Annotated in this window: 5 protein-coding genes; 3 read left to right on the top strand and 2 right to left on the bottom strand. The window is 38.1% G+C overall.

From position 1 onward, the window contains the following. Positions 1-112 precede the first annotated feature (112 nt). From grsT to grsB, 3 genes are all read left to right on the top strand, one after another. The gene (grsT, locus tag AF333_RS17665; RefSeq protein WP_043064677.1) at positions 113-883 is read left to right on the top strand and encodes a gramicidin S biosynthesis thioesterase GrsT; all 771 of its coding nucleotides are present in this window, start codon (positions 113-115) and stop codon (positions 881-883) included. Positions 884-909: 26 nt separating this feature from the next. After that, entirely contained in the window at positions 910-4206 is a 3297-nt protein-coding gene (gene grsA, locus AF333_RS17660; RefSeq protein ID WP_043064678.1) for a gramicidin S non-ribosomal peptide synthetase GrsA, read from the top strand. A gap of 70 nt (positions 4207-4276) precedes the next feature. After that, positions 4277-17629, top strand: coding sequence for a gramicidin S non-ribosomal peptide synthetase GrsB (grsB, locus tag AF333_RS17655; protein ID WP_043064679.1), 13353 nt, complete (start codon positions 4277-4279; stop codon positions 17627-17629). Positions 17630-17868: 239 nt separating this feature from the next. On the opposite strand, the gene AF333_RS17650 is transcribed toward grsB, so the two are convergent. Both AF333_RS17650 and AF333_RS17645 read right to left on the bottom strand, forming a co-directional pair. Beyond that, the gene (locus AF333_RS17650) at positions 17869-18948 is read right to left on the bottom strand and encodes a HAMP domain-containing sensor histidine kinase (RefSeq protein WP_043064680.1); all 1080 of its coding nucleotides are present in this window, start codon (positions 18946-18948) and stop codon (positions 17869-17871) included. Continuing rightward, positions 18932-19657, bottom strand: a complete 726-nt coding sequence (locus tag AF333_RS17645; RefSeq protein WP_043064681.1) for a response regulator transcription factor — start codon at positions 19655-19657, stop codon at positions 18932-18934. The genes AF333_RS17650 and AF333_RS17645 overlap by 17 nt, the downstream gene beginning before the upstream one ends. Positions 19658-20002 lie beyond the last annotated feature (345 nt).

Genomic DNA, 20002 nt, shown 5'->3' with positions numbered 1-20002 from the left:
ACTACATTTATCCATTCGGAATTCACTTCATAAGCAATTTATTCTTACATATATTTTTGCGTGATTTAATTTATTAATTAGATATTAAAAATGAATAAAGGGAGAGGTGAATGTGACTTTTATTTCACAAGTAAATAAATGGTTTGTTAATGCTAATGTTAACTCAGCTGCAAAGCTTAGGCTATTCTGTATTCCATATGCAGGCGGTGGTGCTTCCGCCTTTTATGAATGGAGTCATTTTTTTCCAAAGGAAATTGAAGTTTGTTCAATTCAATTACCTGGAAGGGAAAATAGGGGGGCGGAAGTTCCGCTAACAAATTTACAACAGATAGTAGAAATAGTAGCTGAGGAAATACAACCATTAATAAATATTCCATTTGCTTTTTTGGGGCATAGCATGGGAGCATTAATAAGTTTTGAACTGGCTCGCACAATACGGCAAAAGAGTAATGTTAATCCGGTTCACTTGTTTGTTTCAGGGCGACATGCACCTCAAATCCCATGTGCAAAACAAGACTATCATTTACTTCCCGATGAACAATTTATACAAGAATTGCGTTCATTGAATGGAACTCCAGAGATAGTATTACAAGACGCAGAGATGATGAGTATATTACTCCCAAGACTTCGGGCTGATTTTTCTGTGTGTGGCTCCTATCAGTACAAAAACGACGAGCCTTTTGAATGCCCAATCACTGCTTTTGGAGGAAAAAATGATAATGGTGTTACTTATCAATCATTAGAAGCCTGGAGAGAGCAAACCAAGAGGGAATTTTCTGTGTGTATGTATCCAGGTGATCATTTTTTTCTTTACGAAAGCAAATATGAAATGATTGAGTTCATGTGTAAACAATTACGTTTAGTATTAGCTCCTAAAATATAAATAACTATTTTTTACAGGGGGTATATATGTTAAACAGTTCTAAAAGTATATTGATTCATGCTCAAAATAAAAATGGAACGCATGAAGAGGAGCAGTATCTCTTTGCTGTGAACAACACCAAAGCGGAGTATCCACGTGATAAGACGATCCATCAGTTATTTGAAGAGCAGGTTAGTAAGAGACCAAACAATGTAGCCATTGTATGTGAAAATGAGCAACTTACCTACCATGAGCTTAATGTGAAAGCCAATCAACTAGCACGGATTTTTATAGAAAAAGGGATTGGAAAAGACACTCTTGTTGGAATTATGATGGAGAAATCTATCGATTTATTTATAGGCATATTAGCCGTTTTAAAAGCAGGTGGAGCATATGTTCCGATTGATATTGAATATCCTAAGGAAAGAATTCAATATATTCTTGATGATAGTCAGGCAAGAATGCTACTTACCCAGAAGCATTTGGTTCATTTAATTCATAATATTCAATTTAATGGGCAAGTGGAAATTTTTGAAGAAGATACTATCAAAATTAGAGAAGGAACTAATCTACATGTACCAAGTAAATCAACCGATCTTGCTTATGTTATTTATACTTCTGGTACAACAGGCAATCCAAAAGGTACAATGCTGGAGCATAAAGGAATAAGTAATCTAAAGGTATTTTTCGAAAATAGTCTTAACGTGACTGAAAAGGATAGAATTGGTCAATTTGCCAGCATCTCTTTTGATGCATCTGTATGGGAGATGTTTATGGCTTTGTTAACGGGGGCTAGCCTGTATATTATCCTGAAGGATACAATCAATGATTTTGTGAAGTTTGAACAATACATTAACCAAAAGGAAATCACTGTTATTACGTTACCACCTACCTATGTAGTTCATCTTGATCCAGAACGTATTTTATCGATACAAACGTTAATTACAGCAGGCTCAGCTACCTCGCCTTCCTTAGTAAACAAGTGGAAGGAGAAAGTAACTTACATAAATGCCTATGGCCCTACGGAAACAACTATTTGTGCGACTACATGGGTAGCCACCAAAGAAACAATAGGTCATTCAGTTCCAATCGGAGCACCAATTCAAAATACACAAATTTATATTGTCGATGAAAATCTTCAATTAAAATCGGTTGGTGAAGCTGGTGAATTGTGTATTGGTGGAGAAGGGTTAGCAAGGGGATATTGGAAGCGACCGGAATTAACTTCCCAGAAGTTCGTTGATAACCCGTTTGTTCCAGGAGAGAAGTTGTATAAAACAGGAGATCAGGCAAGATGGCTATCTGATGGAAATATTGAATATCTCGGAAGAATAGATAACCAGGTAAAGATTAGAGGTCACCGAGTTGAACTAGAAGAAGTTGAGTCTATTCTTCTAAAGCATATGTATATTAGCGAAACTGCAGTAAGTGTGCATAAAGATCACCAAGAACAGCCGTATTTGTGCGCTTATTTTGTATCGGAAAAGCATATACCACTAGAACAGTTAAGACAATTCTCATCAGAAGAACTGCCAACGTATATGATCCCTTCTTATTTTATCCAGTTAGACAAAATGCCGCTTACATCAAATGGGAAGATTGATCGAAAGCAGTTGCCGGAACCTGATTTAACTTTCGGGATGAGGGTAGACTATGAAGCGCCGCGAAATGAAATCGAGGAAACGCTTGTTACTATCTGGCAGGATGTATTAGGTATTGAGAAAATCGGTATTAAAGATAATTTCTATGCATTAGGTGGAGATTCTATTAAAGCAATACAGGTTGCTGCTCGCCTGCATTCCTACCAATTAAAGCTAGAAACAAAAGATTTATTAAAGTATCCAACAATCGATCAACTCGTTCATTATATAAAAGATAGTAAAAGAAGAAGTGAGCAAGGTATTGTGGAAGGTGAGATTGGACTTACACCTATTCAGCATTGGTTCTTTGAACAACAATTTACAAATATGCACCATTGGAACCAATCGTATATGTTGTATAGACCAAATGGGTTTGATAAAGAGATCTTGCTAAGGGTATTTAATAAAATTGTTGAGCATCATGATGCATTACGTATGATATACAAACATCATAACGGAAAGATCGTGCAGATAAATCGGGGGCTTGAAGGTACGTTGTTTGATTTTTATACCTTTGATTTAACTGCAAATGATAATGAGCAACAGGTGATTTGTGAAGAATCTGCTCGATTACAAAATAGTATAAACTTGGAAGTAGGCCCTCTAGTAAAGATAGCGCTGTTTCATACTCAGAATGGAGATCACCTGTTTATGGCTATTCATCATTTGGTTGTGGATGGTATTTCTTGGAGGATTTTGTTTGAGGATTTGGCCACAGCTTATGAACAAGCAATGCATCAGCAAACGATTGCTTTACCAGAGAAAACAGATTCATTTAAGGACTGGTCTATTGAATTAGAAAAATATGCGAACAGCGAATTATTCCTAGAAGAAGCTGAATATTGGCATCATTTGAATTATTATACCGAGAACGTTCAAATTAAGAAAGATTATGTCACCATGAACAATAAACAAAAGAATATACGTTATGTAGGAATGGAGTTAACAATAGAAGAGACAGAAAAATTATTGAAAAATGTAAATAAAGCGTATCGAACAGAAATTAATGATATTTTATTAACGGCACTTGGCTTTGCACTCAAAGAATGGGCCGATATTGATAAAATTGTAATTAACTTAGAGGGACACGGACGGGAAGAAATACTGGAACAGATGAACATTGCAAGGACGGTAGGCTGGTTTACTTCCCAGTATCCTGTTGTACTTGATATGCAAAAATCGGATGATTTGTCTTATCAAATCAAATTAATGAAAGAAAATTTACGCAGAATACCTAACAAAGGAATCGGATATGAAATTTTTAAGTATTTAACAACTGAATATTTACGGCCTGTTTTACCCTTTACATTAAAGCCGGAAATTAACTTTAACTACTTAGGACAGTTCGATACGGACGTGAAGACTGAATTGTTTACTCGTTCTCCTTATAGCATGGGTAATTCATTAGGACCAGATGGAAAAAATAATTTAAGCCCAGAAGGGGAAAGTTATTTTGTACTCAATATTAATGGTTTTATTGAAGAAGGTAAGCTTCACATCACCTTTTCTTATAATGAACAGCAGTATAAGGAGGATACCATTCAGCAATTGAGCCGGAGCTATAAGCAACATCTTTTGGCCATCATTGAACATTGTGTACAGAAGGAAGATACTGAGTTAACTCCAAGTGATTTCAGTTTCAAGGAACTTGAATTAGAAGAGATGGATGATATTTTCGATTTGTTGGCCGATTCATTAACGTAAATATAACCAACTAAATCCATGGTTTTTTAATGATAAATGCTTTGAAAATTCATTATTATGAGGTGCTAGCATGAGTACATTTAAAAAAGAACATGTTCAGGATATGTATCGTTTATCTCCCATGCAGGAAGGCATGTTGTTTCACGCATTACTTGATAAAGATAAAAATGCTCACCTGGTACAAATGTCTATCGCGATCGAAGGTATCGTGGATGTGGAGCTGCTTAGTGAAAGCTTGAACATATTGATTGATAGATACGATGTGTTTAGAACAACATTCTTACATGAAAAAATTAAACAACCGCTTCAGGTAGTGCTAAAGGAACGGCCTGTTCAGCTTCAATTTAAAGACATATCATCCTTAGATGAAGAAAAAAGAGAACAGGCTATTGAGCAGTATAAGTATCAAGATGGGGAAACAGTCTTTGATTTAACAAGAGATCCCTTGATGAGAGTAGCTATTTTTCAAACTGGTAAGGTTAACTACCAAATGATCTGGAGCTTCCACCATATTTTAATGGATGGTTGGTGCTTCAACATTATATTTAATGACTTGTTCAATATATATCTGTCATTAAAAGAGAAGAAACCTCTTCAGTTAGAGGCGGTGCAACCATATAAGCAGTTTATTAAGTGGCTTGAAAAACAAGATAAACAGGAAGCTCTTCGCTACTGGAAAGAACATTTAATGAATTATGATCAATCAGTAACATTACCTAAAAAGAAAGCAGCTATTAATAATACTACATATGAACCAGCACAGTTTCGTTTTGCGTTTGACAAAGTGCTTACCCAGCAGCTGCTTCGTATTGCCAATCAAAGCCAAGTAACACTAAATATTGTTTTTCAAACAATATGGGGGATTGTACTTCAAAAATACAATTCCACTAATGATGTTGTATATGGCTCTGTTGTATCAGGCCGTCCTTCTGAAATATCGGGAATTGAGAAAATGGTTGGACTATTTATTAATACTCTTCCATTACGTATCCAAACGCAAAAAGATCAATCATTTATTGAATTAGTAAAGACTGTTCATCAAAACGTCCTTTTCTCGCAACAGCATGAGTATTTTCCATTGTATGAAATACAAAATCATACAGAATTAAAACAGAATCTGATTGATCATATTATGGTAATTGAAAATTATCCTTTAGTAGAAGAATTGCAAAAGAATAGTATCATGCAAAAAGTAGGGTTTACAGTTCGTGATGTCAAAATGTTTGAACCAACTAATTATGATATGACAGTTATGGTTTTACCTCGTGATGAAATTAGTGTCCGACTCGATTATAACGCAGCCGTTTATGATATAGATTTCATAAAAAAAATTGAAGGTCACATGAAAGAAGTGGCTTTATGCGTGGCAAATAATCCACATGTGTTAGTACAGGACGTTCCTCTGCTTACAAAGCAAGAAAAACAACATTTATTGGTAGAGCTGCATGATTCGATAACAGAGTATCCTGATAAGACGATTCATCAGTTATTTACAGAACAGGTAGAAAAAACACCAGAGCATGTGGCAGTTGTATTCGAAGATGAGAAAGTGACCTATAGAGAGCTGCATGAGAGATCTAATCAATTAGCCAGATTCTTAAGAGAAAAAGGCGTAAAAAAAGAAAGCATCATAGGCATTATGATGGAGCGTTCAGTTGAAATGATTGTTGGGATCTTAGGGATTTTAAAAGCTGGTGGAGCTTTTGTGCCTATTGATCCTGAATATCCAAAAGAAAGAATCGGCTATATGTTAGATTCTGTACGGCTAGTACTTACACAACGCCATTTAAAGGATAAATTTGCTTTTACGAAAGAAACGATAGTAATTGAAGATCCAAGTATTTCACACGAGTTAACTGAAGAAATAGATTATATTAATGAATCAGAGGACTTGTTTTATATTATTTATACATCAGGAACAACAGGTAAACCAAAAGGGGTTATGCTAGAGCACAAAAACATCGTTAATCTGCTTCATTTTACTTTCGAGAAAACAAATATCAACTTTAGTGACAAAGTATTACAGTATACAACATGCAGTTTTGACGTGTGTTACCAAGAAATTTTTTCGACGCTCTTGTCTGGAGGGCAATTATATCTTATTAGGAAAGAAACTCAACGCGATGTAGAGCAATTATTTGATTTAGTAAAACGTGAAAATATTGAAGTATTATCCTTTCCTGTGGCTTTTCTAAAATTTATTTTCAATGAAAGAGAATTTATCAATCGTTTTCCAACTTGCGTGAAACATATTATCACAGCAGGAGAACAATTAGTAGTTAACAATGAGTTTAAACGTTATTTGCATGAACATAACGTACATTTACACAATCATTATGGTCCATCAGAAACGCATGTTGTTACCACCTATACTATTAATCCTGAAGCTGAAATTCCTGAATTACCACCGATAGGAAAACCTATCTCCAATACATGGATTTATATTTTGGATCAAGAACAACAACTACAACCACAAGGAATTGTAGGAGAGTTATATATTTCGGGCGCAAATGTTGGAAGAGGATATTTGAATAATCAAGAATTAACGGCAGAAAAATTCTTTGCAGATCCCTTTAGGCCAAACGAACGGATGTACCGAACAGGGGATTTAGCAAGGTGGTTGCCAGACGGAAATATCGAATTTTTAGGAAGAGCCGATCATCAGGTGAAAATTAGGGGGCATCGAATAGAGCTTGGTGAGATCGAGGCACAATTATTAAATTGTAAGGGTGTAAAAGAAGCTGTTGTTATCGATAAAGCGGATGATAAAGGCGGAAAATATTTATGTGCCTATGTTGTTATGGAAGTAGAAGTAAATGACTCTGAGCTTCGAGAATATTTGGGGAAAGCTTTGCCTGATTATATGATCCCGTCGTTCTTTGTTCCGTTGGATCAGCTGCCGCTTACACCAAACGGAAAAATAGACAGAAAATCTCTTCCGAATCTAGAGGGGATTGTGAATACAAACGCAAAATATGTAGTACCTACAAATGAGCTGGAAGAAAAATTGGCTAAAATCTGGGAAGAAGTACTTGGGATTTCTCAGATCGGTATACAAGACAATTTCTTTTCGTTAGGCGGGCATTCTCTTAAAGCCATTACGCTTATTTCCCGTATGAACAAAGAGTGTAATGTAGACATTCCTCTACGTTTGTTATTTGAAGCACCAACCATTCAGGAAATCTCTAATTATATAAACGGGGCAAAGAAAGAAAGCTATGTTGCCATTCAGCCTGTACCAGAACAAGAGTACTATCCTGTATCATCAGTTCAAAAAAGAATGTTTATTCTTAATGAATTTGATCGTTCAGGTACGGCCTATAATTTACCTGGTGTTATGTTTCTAGATGGAAAATTGAACTACCGACAATTGGAAGCAGCGGTAAAAAAATTAGTTGAGCGACATGAAGCGCTGCGTACTTCCTTTCATTCAATTAATGGGGAACCAGTTCAGCGGGTGCATCAAAATGTAGAACTGCAGATTGCTTATTCAGAGTCAACGGAAGATCAGGTGGAGCGAATTATTGCGGAATTTATGCAACCATTTGCTCTTGAAGTTGCTCCGTTACTTCGTGTAGGTCTTGTTAAATTGGAGGCAGAACGTCATCTATTTATAATGGATATGCATCATATCATCTCGGATGGGGTATCCATGCAGATCATGATTCAAGAAATTGCTGATTTGTATAAAGAAAAGGAACTTCCTACGTTAGGCATTCAATATAAAGACTTTACTGTTTGGCATAATCGCTTGCTTCAATCGGATGTTATTGAAAAACAAGAAGCTTACTGGCTGAACGTATTTGCAGAAGAGATTCCAGTATTGAATCTACCGACCGATTACCCAAGACCAACCATTCAAAGCTTTGATGGTAAAAGATTTACATTCAGTACAGGAAAGCAGCTTATGGATGATTTATACAAGGTGGCAACAGAAACAGGAACAACACTATATATGGTTTTACTTGCTGCGTATAATGTTTTCTTATCGAAGTATTCCGGGCAAGATGACATCGTTGTAGGAACACCGATTGCTGGTAGGTCTCATGCTGATGTGGAAAATATGCTGGGGATGTTTGTAAATACATTAGCAATAAGAAGTCGTTTAAATAATGAGGATACTTTTAAAGATTTTTTAGCAAATGTAAAACAAACGGCTTTGCATGCCTATGAAAATCCAGATTACCCATTTGATACGCTTGTCGAAAAGTTGGGTATACAGAGAGATTTAAGTAGAAATCCATTATTTGATACGATGTTTGTTTTGCAAAATACGGATAGAAAGTCTTTTGAGGTTGAACAGATAACGATTACACCATATGTTCCAAATAGCAGACATTCTAAATTTGATCTTACATTAGAGGTTAGCGAAGAACAAAATGAGATTTTATTATGCCTAGAATATTGCACTAAATTATTTACGGATAAAACAGTTGAAAGAATGGCTGGTCATTTTTTACAGATCTTGCATGCAATTGTTGGGAACCCAACGATTATAATATCAGAAATCGAGATATTGTCTGAAGAAGAAAAACAACATATTTTATTCGAGTTCAACGATACGAAAACCACATATCCACATATGCAAACAATTCAAGGATTATTTGAGGAACAGGTGGAGAAGACGCCCGACCATGTTGCAGTTGGATGGAAAGACCAAACATTAACGTATCGGGAACTTAACGAAAGAGCGAATCAGGTCGCAAGAGTCTTACGGCAAAAAGGAGTCCAACCCGATAATATCGTGGGATTGCTGGTTGAGCGTTCACCTGAAATGCTCGTGGGTATCATGGGAATTCTTAAAGCAGGGGGAGCTTATTTACCTCTTGATCCGGAGTACCCAGCGGATAGAATTTCGTACATGATACAAGATTGTGGTGTACGCATTATGCTTACCCAACAGCATCTTTTATCTTTAGTACATGATGAATTTGATTGTGTTATTTTGGATGAAGACAGTTTGTACAAGGGGGATTCTTCCAATTTGGCTCCGGTTAACCAGGCCGGGGATTTAGCCTACATCATGTACACTTCTGGTTCTACAGGAAAGCCTAAAGGTGTTATGGTAGAACATCGAAATGTGATTCGCCTTGTGAAAAATACAAATTATGTTCAGGTCCGCGAAGACGATCGTATAATACAGACCGGAGCAATTGGATTCGATGCACTGACATTTGAAGTTTTTGGCTCATTGCTGCATGGAGCTGAATTGTATCCTGTTACTAAAGACGTGCTATTAGATGCAGAGAAACTACACAAATTTTTACAAGCGAATCAAATTACGATTATGTGGTTAACTTCTCCGTTATTTAACCAATTGTCACAAGGAACCGAAGAGATGTTTGCTGGCCTTCGCTCCCTAATTGTAGGTGGAGATGCCTTGTCTCCGAAACACATCAATAATGTAAAGCGAAAATGCCCTAATCTGACTATGTGGAACGGTTACGGCCCAACAGAAAACACCACTTTTTCTACATGCTTTCTTATTGATAAAGAATATGATGACAATATTCCGATAGGGAAGGCCATTAGTAATTCAACAGTGTATATCATGGACCGGTATGGCCAGCTTCAGCCGGTGGGTGTACCAGGAGAATTATGTGTAGGAGGGGATGGGGTTGCCAGGGGATATATGAATCAGCCTGCATTAACAGAAGAGAAGTTTGTCCCAAATCCATTCGCTCCTGGTGAGAGAATGTATCGCACGGGGGATTTGGCAAGATGGTTGCCTGATGGAACAATTGAGTATTTAGGTCGTATTGATCAGCAGGTGAAAATCAGGGGCTACCGTATTGAACCGGGAGAGATTGAAACGCTTCTTGTGAAGCACAAAAAAGTCAAAGAATCGGTAATCATGGTAGTAGAGGATAATAATGGACAAAAGGCTCTATGCGCTTATTACGTTCCGGAAGAAGAAGTAACGGTATCTGAACTGAGGGAATATATAGCTAAAGAGTTGCCTGTTTACATGGTTCCAGCCTATTTTGTACAGATTGAACAAATGCCTCTTACACAGAACGGTAAAGTAAATCGAAGCGCGTTACCAAAACCAGATGGTGAATTTGGTACAGCAACCGAATATGTAGCGCCTAGCAGCGACATTGAAATGAAGCTGGCAGAGATTTGGCATAATGTGTTAGGGGTAAACAAAATCGGGGTACTGGATAACTTCTTTGAATTAGGTGGTCATTCATTAAGAGCTATGACAATGATTTCCCAGGTACATAAAGAGTTCGACGTTGAATTGCCATTAAAAGTGTTATTTGAAACACCAACGATCTCTGCATTAGCTCAATACATTGCTGATGGAGAAAAAGGAATGTACCTGGCCATTCAACCTGTTACCCCGCAGGATTACTATCCAGTATCATCTGCGCAAAAGAGGATGTACATCCTTTATGAATTTGAAGGGGCTGGCATTACCTATAATGTACCTAATGTAATGTTTATAGAAGGAAAGCTGGATTATCAGCGCTTTGAATACGCTATAAAAAGTTTGGTAAATCGACATGAGGCGCTTCGAACGTCTTTCTATTCGCTTAATGGAGAACCAGTTCAGCGTGTACATCAAAATGTAGAGCTACAGATTGCTTATTCGGAGGCGAAAGAAGATGAGATAGAGCAAATTGTAGAAAGCTTTGTTCAACCATTTGACCTTGAAATAGCTCCGCTGCTTCGCGTAGGGCTTGTTAAATTGGCATCGGATCGCTATTTATTCCTAATGGATATGCATCATATTATCTCAGATGGTGTATCAATGCAAATTATAACAAAAGAAATTGCCGACTTATATAAAGGAAAAGAGCTTGCTGAACTGCATATTCAGTATAAAGATTTTGCTGTATGGCAAAACGAATGGTTTCAATCTGACGCTCTTGAAAAACAGAAAACGTATTGGTTGAACACCTTTGCAGAGGATATTCCGGTTTTAAATTTGTCAACTGATTATCCAAGACCGACAATTCAAAGTTTTGAAGGAGATATTGTCACGTTTAGTGCAGGGAAGCAACTTGCGGAAGAATTGAAACGCCTGGCTGCAGAAACAGGGACGACTTTGTATATGCTTCTGTTAGCGGCGTACAATGTACTTTTACACAAATACTCGGGACAGGAAGAAATTGTAGTAGGAACGCCTATTGCCGGGCGATCTCACGCAGATGTGGAAAATATTGTTGGGATGTTTGTCAATACGCTTGCATTGAAAAATACCCCTATAGCCGTACGCACCTTCCACGAATTCCTGTTGGAAGTAAAACAAAATGCTTTAGAAGCTTTTGAAAATCAAGACTATCCATTTGAAAATTTGATAGAGAAGCTGCAAGTGCGTCGCGACTTAAGTCGCAATCCATTATTTGATACAATGTTTAGCCTAAGCAATATTGACGAACAAGTAGAGATAGGGATTGAGGGATTGAACTTCAGCCCATATGAAATGCAGTATTGGATTGCAAAATTTGATATTTCATTCGATATTTTAGAAAAGCAAGATGACATTCAATTTTATTTTAACTATTGCACGAATCTGTTTAAAAAAGAAACGATAGAACGATTAGCGACACACTTTATGCATATTTTACAGGAGATTGTTATTAATCCTGAGATTAAGTTATGTGAAATTAATATGCTGTCCGAAGAAGAACAGCAGCGTGTCCTGTATGACTTTAATGGCACAGATGCAACCTACGCTACGAATAAAATATTCCATGAGTTATTTGAAGAACAGGTTGAAAAAACACCAGATCATATAGCGGTGATAGATGAAAGAGAAAAGCTTTCCTATCAGGAGCTTAATGCGAAAGCGAATCAGCTGGCACGAGTGCTGCGCCAAAAAGGAGTACAGCCTAATAGCATGGTAGGTATTATGGTAGATCGCTCACTCGACATGATTGTAGGAATGCTTGGGGTTTTAAAAGCAGGAGGAGCATATGTGCCTATCGATATAGACTATCCTCAGGAACGGATTAGCTACATGATGGAAGATAGTGGTGCAGCGCTCTTGTTAACACAACAAAAGTTGACACAGCAAATTGCGTTTTCTGGTGACATTTTGTATCTTGACCAAGAAGAATGGCTTCATGAGGAAGCTTCAAATTTAGAACCCATCGCTCGTCCGCAGGATATAGCCTATATCATTTACACTTCTGGTACAACCGGAAAGCCAAAAGGTGTGATGATTGAGCATCAAAGCTATGTGAATGTAGCAATGGCATGGAAAGATGCCTATCGGTTAGATACATTCCCGGTCCGTTTGCTTCAGATGGCTAGCTTTGCCTTTGACGTATCTGCAGGTGATTTTGCCAGAGCACTACTTACAGGTGGGCAATTAATTGTATGTCCAAATGAAGTAAAGATGGACCCAGCTTCTTTATATGCCATTATTAAGAAATATGACATTACTATTTTTGAAGCAACGCCTGCTCTAGTGATTCCATTGATGGAGTATATTTATGAACAGAAGCTGGATATTAGCCAGTTACAGATTCTGATTGTCGGATCGGACAGTTGTTCGATGGAAGACTTTAAAACCTTGGTTTCCCGTTTTGGTTCAACTATACGTATTGTGAATAGCTATGGAGTAACCGAAGCGTGCATTGATTCTAGCTATTATGAACAACCGCTTTCTTCGTTACATGTAACAGGAACTGTACCGATTGGAAAACCGTACGCTAACATGAAAATGTATATTATGAATCAATATTTGCAGATTCAGCCTGTAGGTGTAATTGGAGAATTATGTATTGGAGGAGCCGGGGTTGCCCGTGGATATTTAAATAGACCGGACTTAACAGCAGAAAAGTTTGTCCCTAATCCTTTTGTTCCAGGTGAAAAGCTGTATCGAACAGGCGACTTGGCAAGATGGATGCCGGATGGGAATGTTGAGTTTCTTGGTCGAAATGACCATCAGGTGAAAATCAGAGGGATTCGAATCGAGCTTGGAGAAATCGAAGCACAACTGCGTAAACATGATAGCATAAAAGAAGCAACTGTGATCGCAAGAGAAGATCACATGAAAGAGAAATATTTATGTGCGTATATGGTGACCGAAGGAGAAGTAAATGTAGCTGAACTGCGTGCGTATCTAGCAAATGATCTGCCTGCGGCAATGATTCCGTCATATTTTGTATCGCTCGAAGCAATGCCACTTACTGCTAATGGAAAAATTGATAAGCGATCTTTACCAGAGCCCGATGGTTCCATATCGATAGGAACAGAATATGTAGCTCCGCGTACCATGCTTGAGGGAAAACTAGAAGAGATATGGAAAGATGTATTGGGTTTACAGCGTGTTGGCATTCACGATGACTTCTTTACAATAGGTGGCCATTCATTGAAGGCTATGGCTGTTATTTCGCAAGTTCATAAAGAATGCCAGACTGAAGTTCCTCTGCGTGTCTTATTTGAAACACCTACCATTCAAGGACTGGCTAAATATATAGAGGAGACGGACACAGAGCAATATATGGCTATTCAGCCGGTTAGCGGACAGGACTATTATCCAGTATCATCAGCACAAAAGAGAATGTTTATTGTTAATCAATTTGATGGAGTAGGAATTAGCTACAATATGCCTTCCATCATGCTGATTGAAGGAAAACTTGAGCGAACACGCTTGGAATCAGCATTTAAAAGATTGATAGAACGACATGAGAGCCTTCGAACATCTTTTGAAATAATAAATGGTAAGCCTGTACAGAAGATTCATGAGGAAGTTGATTTCAATATGTCCTATCAGGTGGCTTCTAATGAACAAGTAGAGAAGATGATCGATGAGTTCATTCAGCCTTTCGATTTAAGTGTTGCACCGCTGCTTCGTGTGGAACTTTTAAAATTGGAAGAAGACCGTCATGTGCTTATATTTGATATGCATCATATTATCTCAGATGGTATATCTTCCAATATTTTGATGAAAGAATTAGGAGAACTATATCAAGGTAATGCTTTACCAGAACTTCGTATTCAATACAAGGATTTCGCTGTATGGCAAAATGAGTGGTTCCAGTCAGAAGCCTTTAAAAAGCAAGAAGAATACTGGGTAAATGTCTTCGCAGATGAACGCCCGATTCTGGATATACCGACGGATTATCCAAGGCCGATGCAACAAAGCTTTGATGGTGCTCAACTTACATTTGGAACCGGAAAGCAGCTTATGGATGGGTTATACAGGGTAGCAACGGAAACGGGAACAACGCTTTATATGGTTTTGCTTGCGGCATATAATGTTCTTCTTTCCAAATATTCTGGTCAAGAAGATATTATTGTAGGGACACCGATTGTGGGTAGATCCCATACTGACCTTGAGAATATTGTCGGGATGTTTGTCAACACGTTAGCAATGAGAAATAAACCGGAAGGAGAAAAGACGTTCAAAGCATTTGTATCAGAAATAAAGCAGAATGCACTAGCGGCTTTTGAGAATCAGGATTATCCATTTGAAGAGCTTATCGAAAAACTAGAGATACAAAGGGACTTAAGCAGAAATCCATTATTTGATACGCTCTTTAGCCTTCAAAACATAGGTGAAGAATCATTTGAACTAGCCGAATTAACATGCAAACCTTTCGATTTGGTAAGCAAATTAGAGCATGCCAAGTTTGATCTGAGTCTTGTGGCAGTAGAAAAAGAGGAAGAAATTGCATTTGGGCTTCAATACTGCACAAAACTGTATAAGGAAAAAACAGTTGAACAACTGGCTCAACATTTTATTCAAATAGTAAAAGCAATTGTAGAAAATCCAGATGTCAAATTATCTGATATTGATATGTTATCTGAAGAAGAGAAGAAACAAATCATGCTTGAGTTCAATGATACGAAAATACAATATCCGCAGAATCAAACAATACAGGAATTGTTTGAAGAGCAAGTGAAGAAAACACCTGAACATATAGCAATCGTATGGGAAGGGCAAGCATTAACCTATCATGAGCTAAATATAAAAGCTAATCAGTTAGCTCGTGTATTACGAGAAAAAGGGGTAACCCCTAATCATCCTGTAGCGATTATGACGGAACGCTCATTAGAGATGATCGTAGGTATCTTTAGTATTTTGAAAGCAGGAGGAGCATATGTTCCAATTGATCCAGCCTATCCACAAGAACGTATTCAATACTTGCTTGAAGATAGCGGAGCGACGCTACTGCTTACTCAGTCACATGTATTAAATAAATTACCGGTCGATATCGAATGGTTGGATCTTACAGATGAACAAAACTATGTAGAAGATGGTACCAATCTTCCATTTATGAATCAGTCAACAGATCTTGCCTATATTATTTATACATCCGGTACAACAGGCAAGCCTAAAGGGGTTATGATTGAACATCAAAGCATCATCAACTGCCTGCAATGGCGGAAGGAAGAATACGAATTTGGACCAGGGGATACGGCTCTACAAGTGTTTTCCTTTGCTTTTGATGGATTTGTAGCAAGTTTGTTTGCTCCGATTCTTGCAGGTGCAACGTCTGTTCTCCCTAAGGAGGAAGAAGCAAAAGATCCAGTTGCATTGAAAAAACTGATCGCATCAGAAGAGATTACACATTACTACGGTGTGCCTAGTTTGTTTAGTGCCATTCTTGATGTTTCTTCTAGTAAGGATTTGCAAAATTTACGCTGCGTCACTTTGGGAGGAGAGAAATTACCGGCTCAAATTGTTAAAAAAATCAAAGAAAAAAATAAAGAAATTGAAGTCAACAACGAATATGGGCCTACTGAAAATAGTGTAGTAACTACTATTATGCGCGATATACAGGTAGAACAAGAGATTACTATTGGTCGCCCATTATCTAACGTAGATGTATATATTGTCAATTGTAATCATCAATTACAACCAGTAGGTGTAGTAGGGGAATTATGTATTGGTGGACAGGGACTTGCAAGAGGATATTTGAATAAACCAGAGCTTACAGCAGATAAATTTGTTGTAAATCCATTCGTACCTGGTGAACGTATGTACAAAACCGGTGACCTTGCAAAATGGCGCTCAGATGGAATGATTGAATATGTGGGGCGTGTTGATGAACAAGTAAAAGTAAGAGGATATCGGATTGAGCTTGGTGAAATTGAATCAGCTATCCTAGAATACGAAAAAATTAAGGAAGCGGTAGTTATGGTTTCGGAGCATACTGCATCTGAACAGATGTTATGTGCTTATATTGTAGGGGAAGAAGATGTACTGACTCTGGACTTAAGAAGCTATCTAGCAAAATTACTACCAAGTTATATGATTCCAAACTATTTTATCCAATTGGATAGTATTCCGCTTACACCAAACGGTAAAGTGGATCGTAAAGCATTGCCTGAACCTCAAACCATTGGCTTAATGGCAAGGGAGTATGTTGCACCAAGGAATGAAATCGAAGCACAGCTAGTACTCATTTGGCAAGAGGTATTAGGAATAGAACTGATCGGTATTACCGATAATTTCTTTGAATTAGGAGGGCATTCTTTAAAGGCAACGCTTTTAGTTGCAAAAATTTACGAGTACATGCAAATAGAGATGCCATTAAATGTTGTGTTTAAACATTCAACTATTATGAAAATAGCGGAATATATTACACATCAAGAATCAGAAAATAATGTACATCAGCCTATTTTGGTAAATGTAGAAGCAGATAGAGAGGCGCTATCTCTTAACGGCGAGAAGCAAAGAAAAAATATAGAGCTACCTATTCTGCTAAACGAAGAAACAGATCGAAACGTATTCTGCTTCGCGCCCATTGGTGCACAAGGTGTTTTTTATAAAAAGCTTGCTGAACAAATCCCTACTGCATCCTTGTATGGCTTTGACTTCATTGAAGATGATGATCGAATTCAGCAATATATTGAATCGATGATTCAAACTCAGTCAGACGGACAATATGTGCTAATTGGTTATTCTTCAGGAGGGAACCTGGCTTTTGAAGTAGCAAAAGAAATGGAAAGGCAAGGATATAGTGTATCTGATTTGGTCTTGTTCGATGTTTACTGGAAGGGAAAAGTCTTCGAGCAAACAAAAGAAGAAGAAGAAGAAAACATAAAAATAATAATGGAAGAATTAAGGGAAAATCCAGGAATGTTCAATATGACACGAGAGGATTTTGAACTGTATTTTGCGAATGAATTTGTGAAACAAAGTTTCACACGGAAAATGCGCAAATACATGAGTTTTTATACGCAGTTAGTTAATTATGGGGAAGTAGAAGCTACAATTCACCTTATACAAGCAGAATTTGAGGAAGAAAAAATTGACGAAAACGAAAAAGCCGACGAAGAAGAAAAAACATATCTAGAGGAAAAATGGAATGAAAAAGCATGGAACAAAGCAGCAAAAAGATTTGTAAAATATAACGGATATGGCGCTCATTCTAACATGCTAGGAGGTGATGGTTTAGAGAGAAATTCCTCTATCCTTAAACAGATACTACAAGGGACATTTGTAGTAAAATAAAGAAGAAACATTTGTGAATCCCCCTGAGAAGAATGCTTTCTTTTTAGGGGGATTAAAAATAAGTTTTATTGAAGAGCAACGCATGACTTTTTTATCAGTTTGATTAAAGCTAGAACAGGAAAGGGATTTAGTATGCAAGTTACATTTAAACCAATGAATCAAGAAGAGGCAGAAATCATTGCTGGTTGGCATTACGATGGAATTTATTCATTCTATGATATGGAAGCCGATAAGGAAGGTCATTCTCTAACCTTTGGGAGAATGACCTCGAATACTGTTTTCCCTGGTTCACTCTTGAGCAACAGCTTTCCACCATGAAGTTCAACCGCTTTTTTGGCGATGGCCAGCCCAAGCCCCGTTCCTTCGCCTGTCCTTGCTTTATCCCCGCGTACAAAAGGTTGGAAGATGCTCTCCTTCAACTCTTCAGCAATTCCTATTCCATTGTCCATAACCTCAAGCAGGATCGCTTCATGAGTGTCTGTGAGCGATAAGGCGACTTTCGTTCCCTTCGGATTGTGTTTGAGCGTGTTGGACAATAGGTTAGACAGGGCACGGTACAATAAATTCCGGTTCATTCGAATCATAACCCTTTGAGTAGGTATTTTCAAATCCAAGCTGAACTTATTCTGTTCGAACTGATCGAAATAAGCGATAGCGATTTGCCGAACCAGTTCGGCCAAATCTTCCTGCTCCTCAGCGGAAGGGAGGTCCGGGCTGTCCAGCGTTGCCAGTTGAAACATATCCTCCACGAGAGCAGTCACGATGATGGATTTGTTATAAATCATCTCCAAGTATCGGCGTTGTTTCTCCGGGCTGTCTACGACTCCCATTTGAAGTGCCATTGCATAGCCTTGTATCGTGGTTATAGGCGTTTTCAAGTCGTGGGACAAATCGAGTAGCATCCGTTGCTTGCTTTGTTCTAATTTATTTTTTTCTGCCTCTGTTTTTTCTAAGTGTGCCACCATTTCGTTGAAATGCTCCTGAATAAGCGTTAACTCGTAGTCAGCCTTAAAGCAGAGGCGTTGAGCGAATTCGCCTTCTCTCATTTTTTGAATGGCATCGGTTATTTTCTCTAAAGGTCCGGTAATCCGCTTTGACGTCCAACGGCTGTAAAGGTAGACGCTAAGTGCGAAGATTACCATCTCCATTAAACCGCCAAGCGACAATCCAGGCAGAAGAACAATAGACTCTTTTTTTAAAATGCCGGTACCTATATGGTCGTCCAAATAGAAGACAATACTGTTGGTAACTCCAACTGTTACGGTGAAGAGAATGTAGGCCGTGATCATGGTGTTAAATAATTTACGTTTTTTCCTCATCAAAATCATCCTTCGAAGCGAATTTGTAACCGAGACCGCGAACGGTTTTAATATATACAGGTTGACGGGGTTGGTCCTCGATTTTATCTCTGAGCCGCGAGATCTGCACCATAATCGTATTATCATCTTCCCAATATGTCTCCGACCACGCTTGTTCAAACAACTGTTGCTTCGTAAAGATGCGTCCGGGAGCTTGCATAAACGTGTTCAGCAGTCTGTACTCAAGAGGGGTAAGCGTGATCGTCTCGTCTCCGCGGTAGACAACACAAGCGGTATGATCGAGTGTCAACCGACCGACAGTTGTTGATTGAGTTGAAATCGCCTTTTCTTCCGGTTCGTTGAATTCGAATGCGCGACGAAGTTGAGCTTGAATGCGGGCAACTGCTTCTAGGGGGTTAAACGGTTTTGAGATGAAATCGTCCGCTCCGAGCCCAAGCCCTAGTATTTTATCACTGTCTCGATTTTTCGCTGAAAGAATGATGACAGGGAGCTTATATTCATTCCTCAGTCTTTTAATCAATTGAAAGCCATCCAAGGCCGGCATCATAATATCGATAATAGCTAGATCGACGGGATGCTGGCGAATATAATTCCACGCTTGTTCACCATCATAAGCTTCAATGATTCGATAAGATTCTCTCTCAAGAAAAAGCTTTAGCAGTTCAATAATCTCCGGTTCATCGTCGGCGATCAAAATGGTTTTACTCATGTTCTTGTTCTCCTCCTGAAGTTATAGTGTGGGAATTCGAGCCCGCACCTCTATATTTGGGTGCTTTTCAACCCAACTTATTATGTTATGTATCTTAAAATGATAGTTCTCTTTTTTCCAGGCTGATTCCTTCAATGTAAGGTTAATGTAAGAGTATAGACAGATACAGGAAAGACTCCTTCGTTAGAATAAATAATGATAGGAAATTTTTTCAAGGGAAGGAGGGGCGTAAAGGATACACCATATAGAGCTTACTACTTGAAAATAATATGCTGATCGGGGTGAACAAAGACATCCAAGGAGAGTGACGAGATATTGGCTATGTTGTGTACTTTACTATATAAC

Source organism: Aneurinibacillus migulanus (genome assembly GCF_001274715.1).
GTDB classification, from domain to species: Bacteria; Bacillota; Bacilli; order Aneurinibacillales; family Aneurinibacillaceae; genus Aneurinibacillus; species Aneurinibacillus migulanus.
The sequence above is the reverse complement of the archived record's forward strand: the minus strand, read 5'-3'. Positions and strand labels throughout refer to the sequence as shown.

Excerpts from the sequence above, each read along its gene's own strand:
- grsA (WP_043064678.1), top strand. The coding sequence starts at position 910 with ATGTTAAACAGTTCTAAAAGTATATTGATTCATGCTCAAAATAAAAAT.
- grsB (WP_043064679.1), top strand. The coding sequence starts at position 4,277 with ATGAGTACATTTAAAAAAGAACATGTTCAGGATATGTATCGTTTATCT.
- AF333_RS17650 (WP_043064680.1), bottom strand. The coding sequence starts at position 18,948 with ATGAGGAAAAAACGTAAATTATTTAACACCATGATCACGGCCTACATT.
- AF333_RS17645 (WP_043064681.1), bottom strand. The coding sequence starts at position 19,657 with ATGAGTAAAACCATTTTGATCGCCGACGATGAACCGGAGATTATTGAA.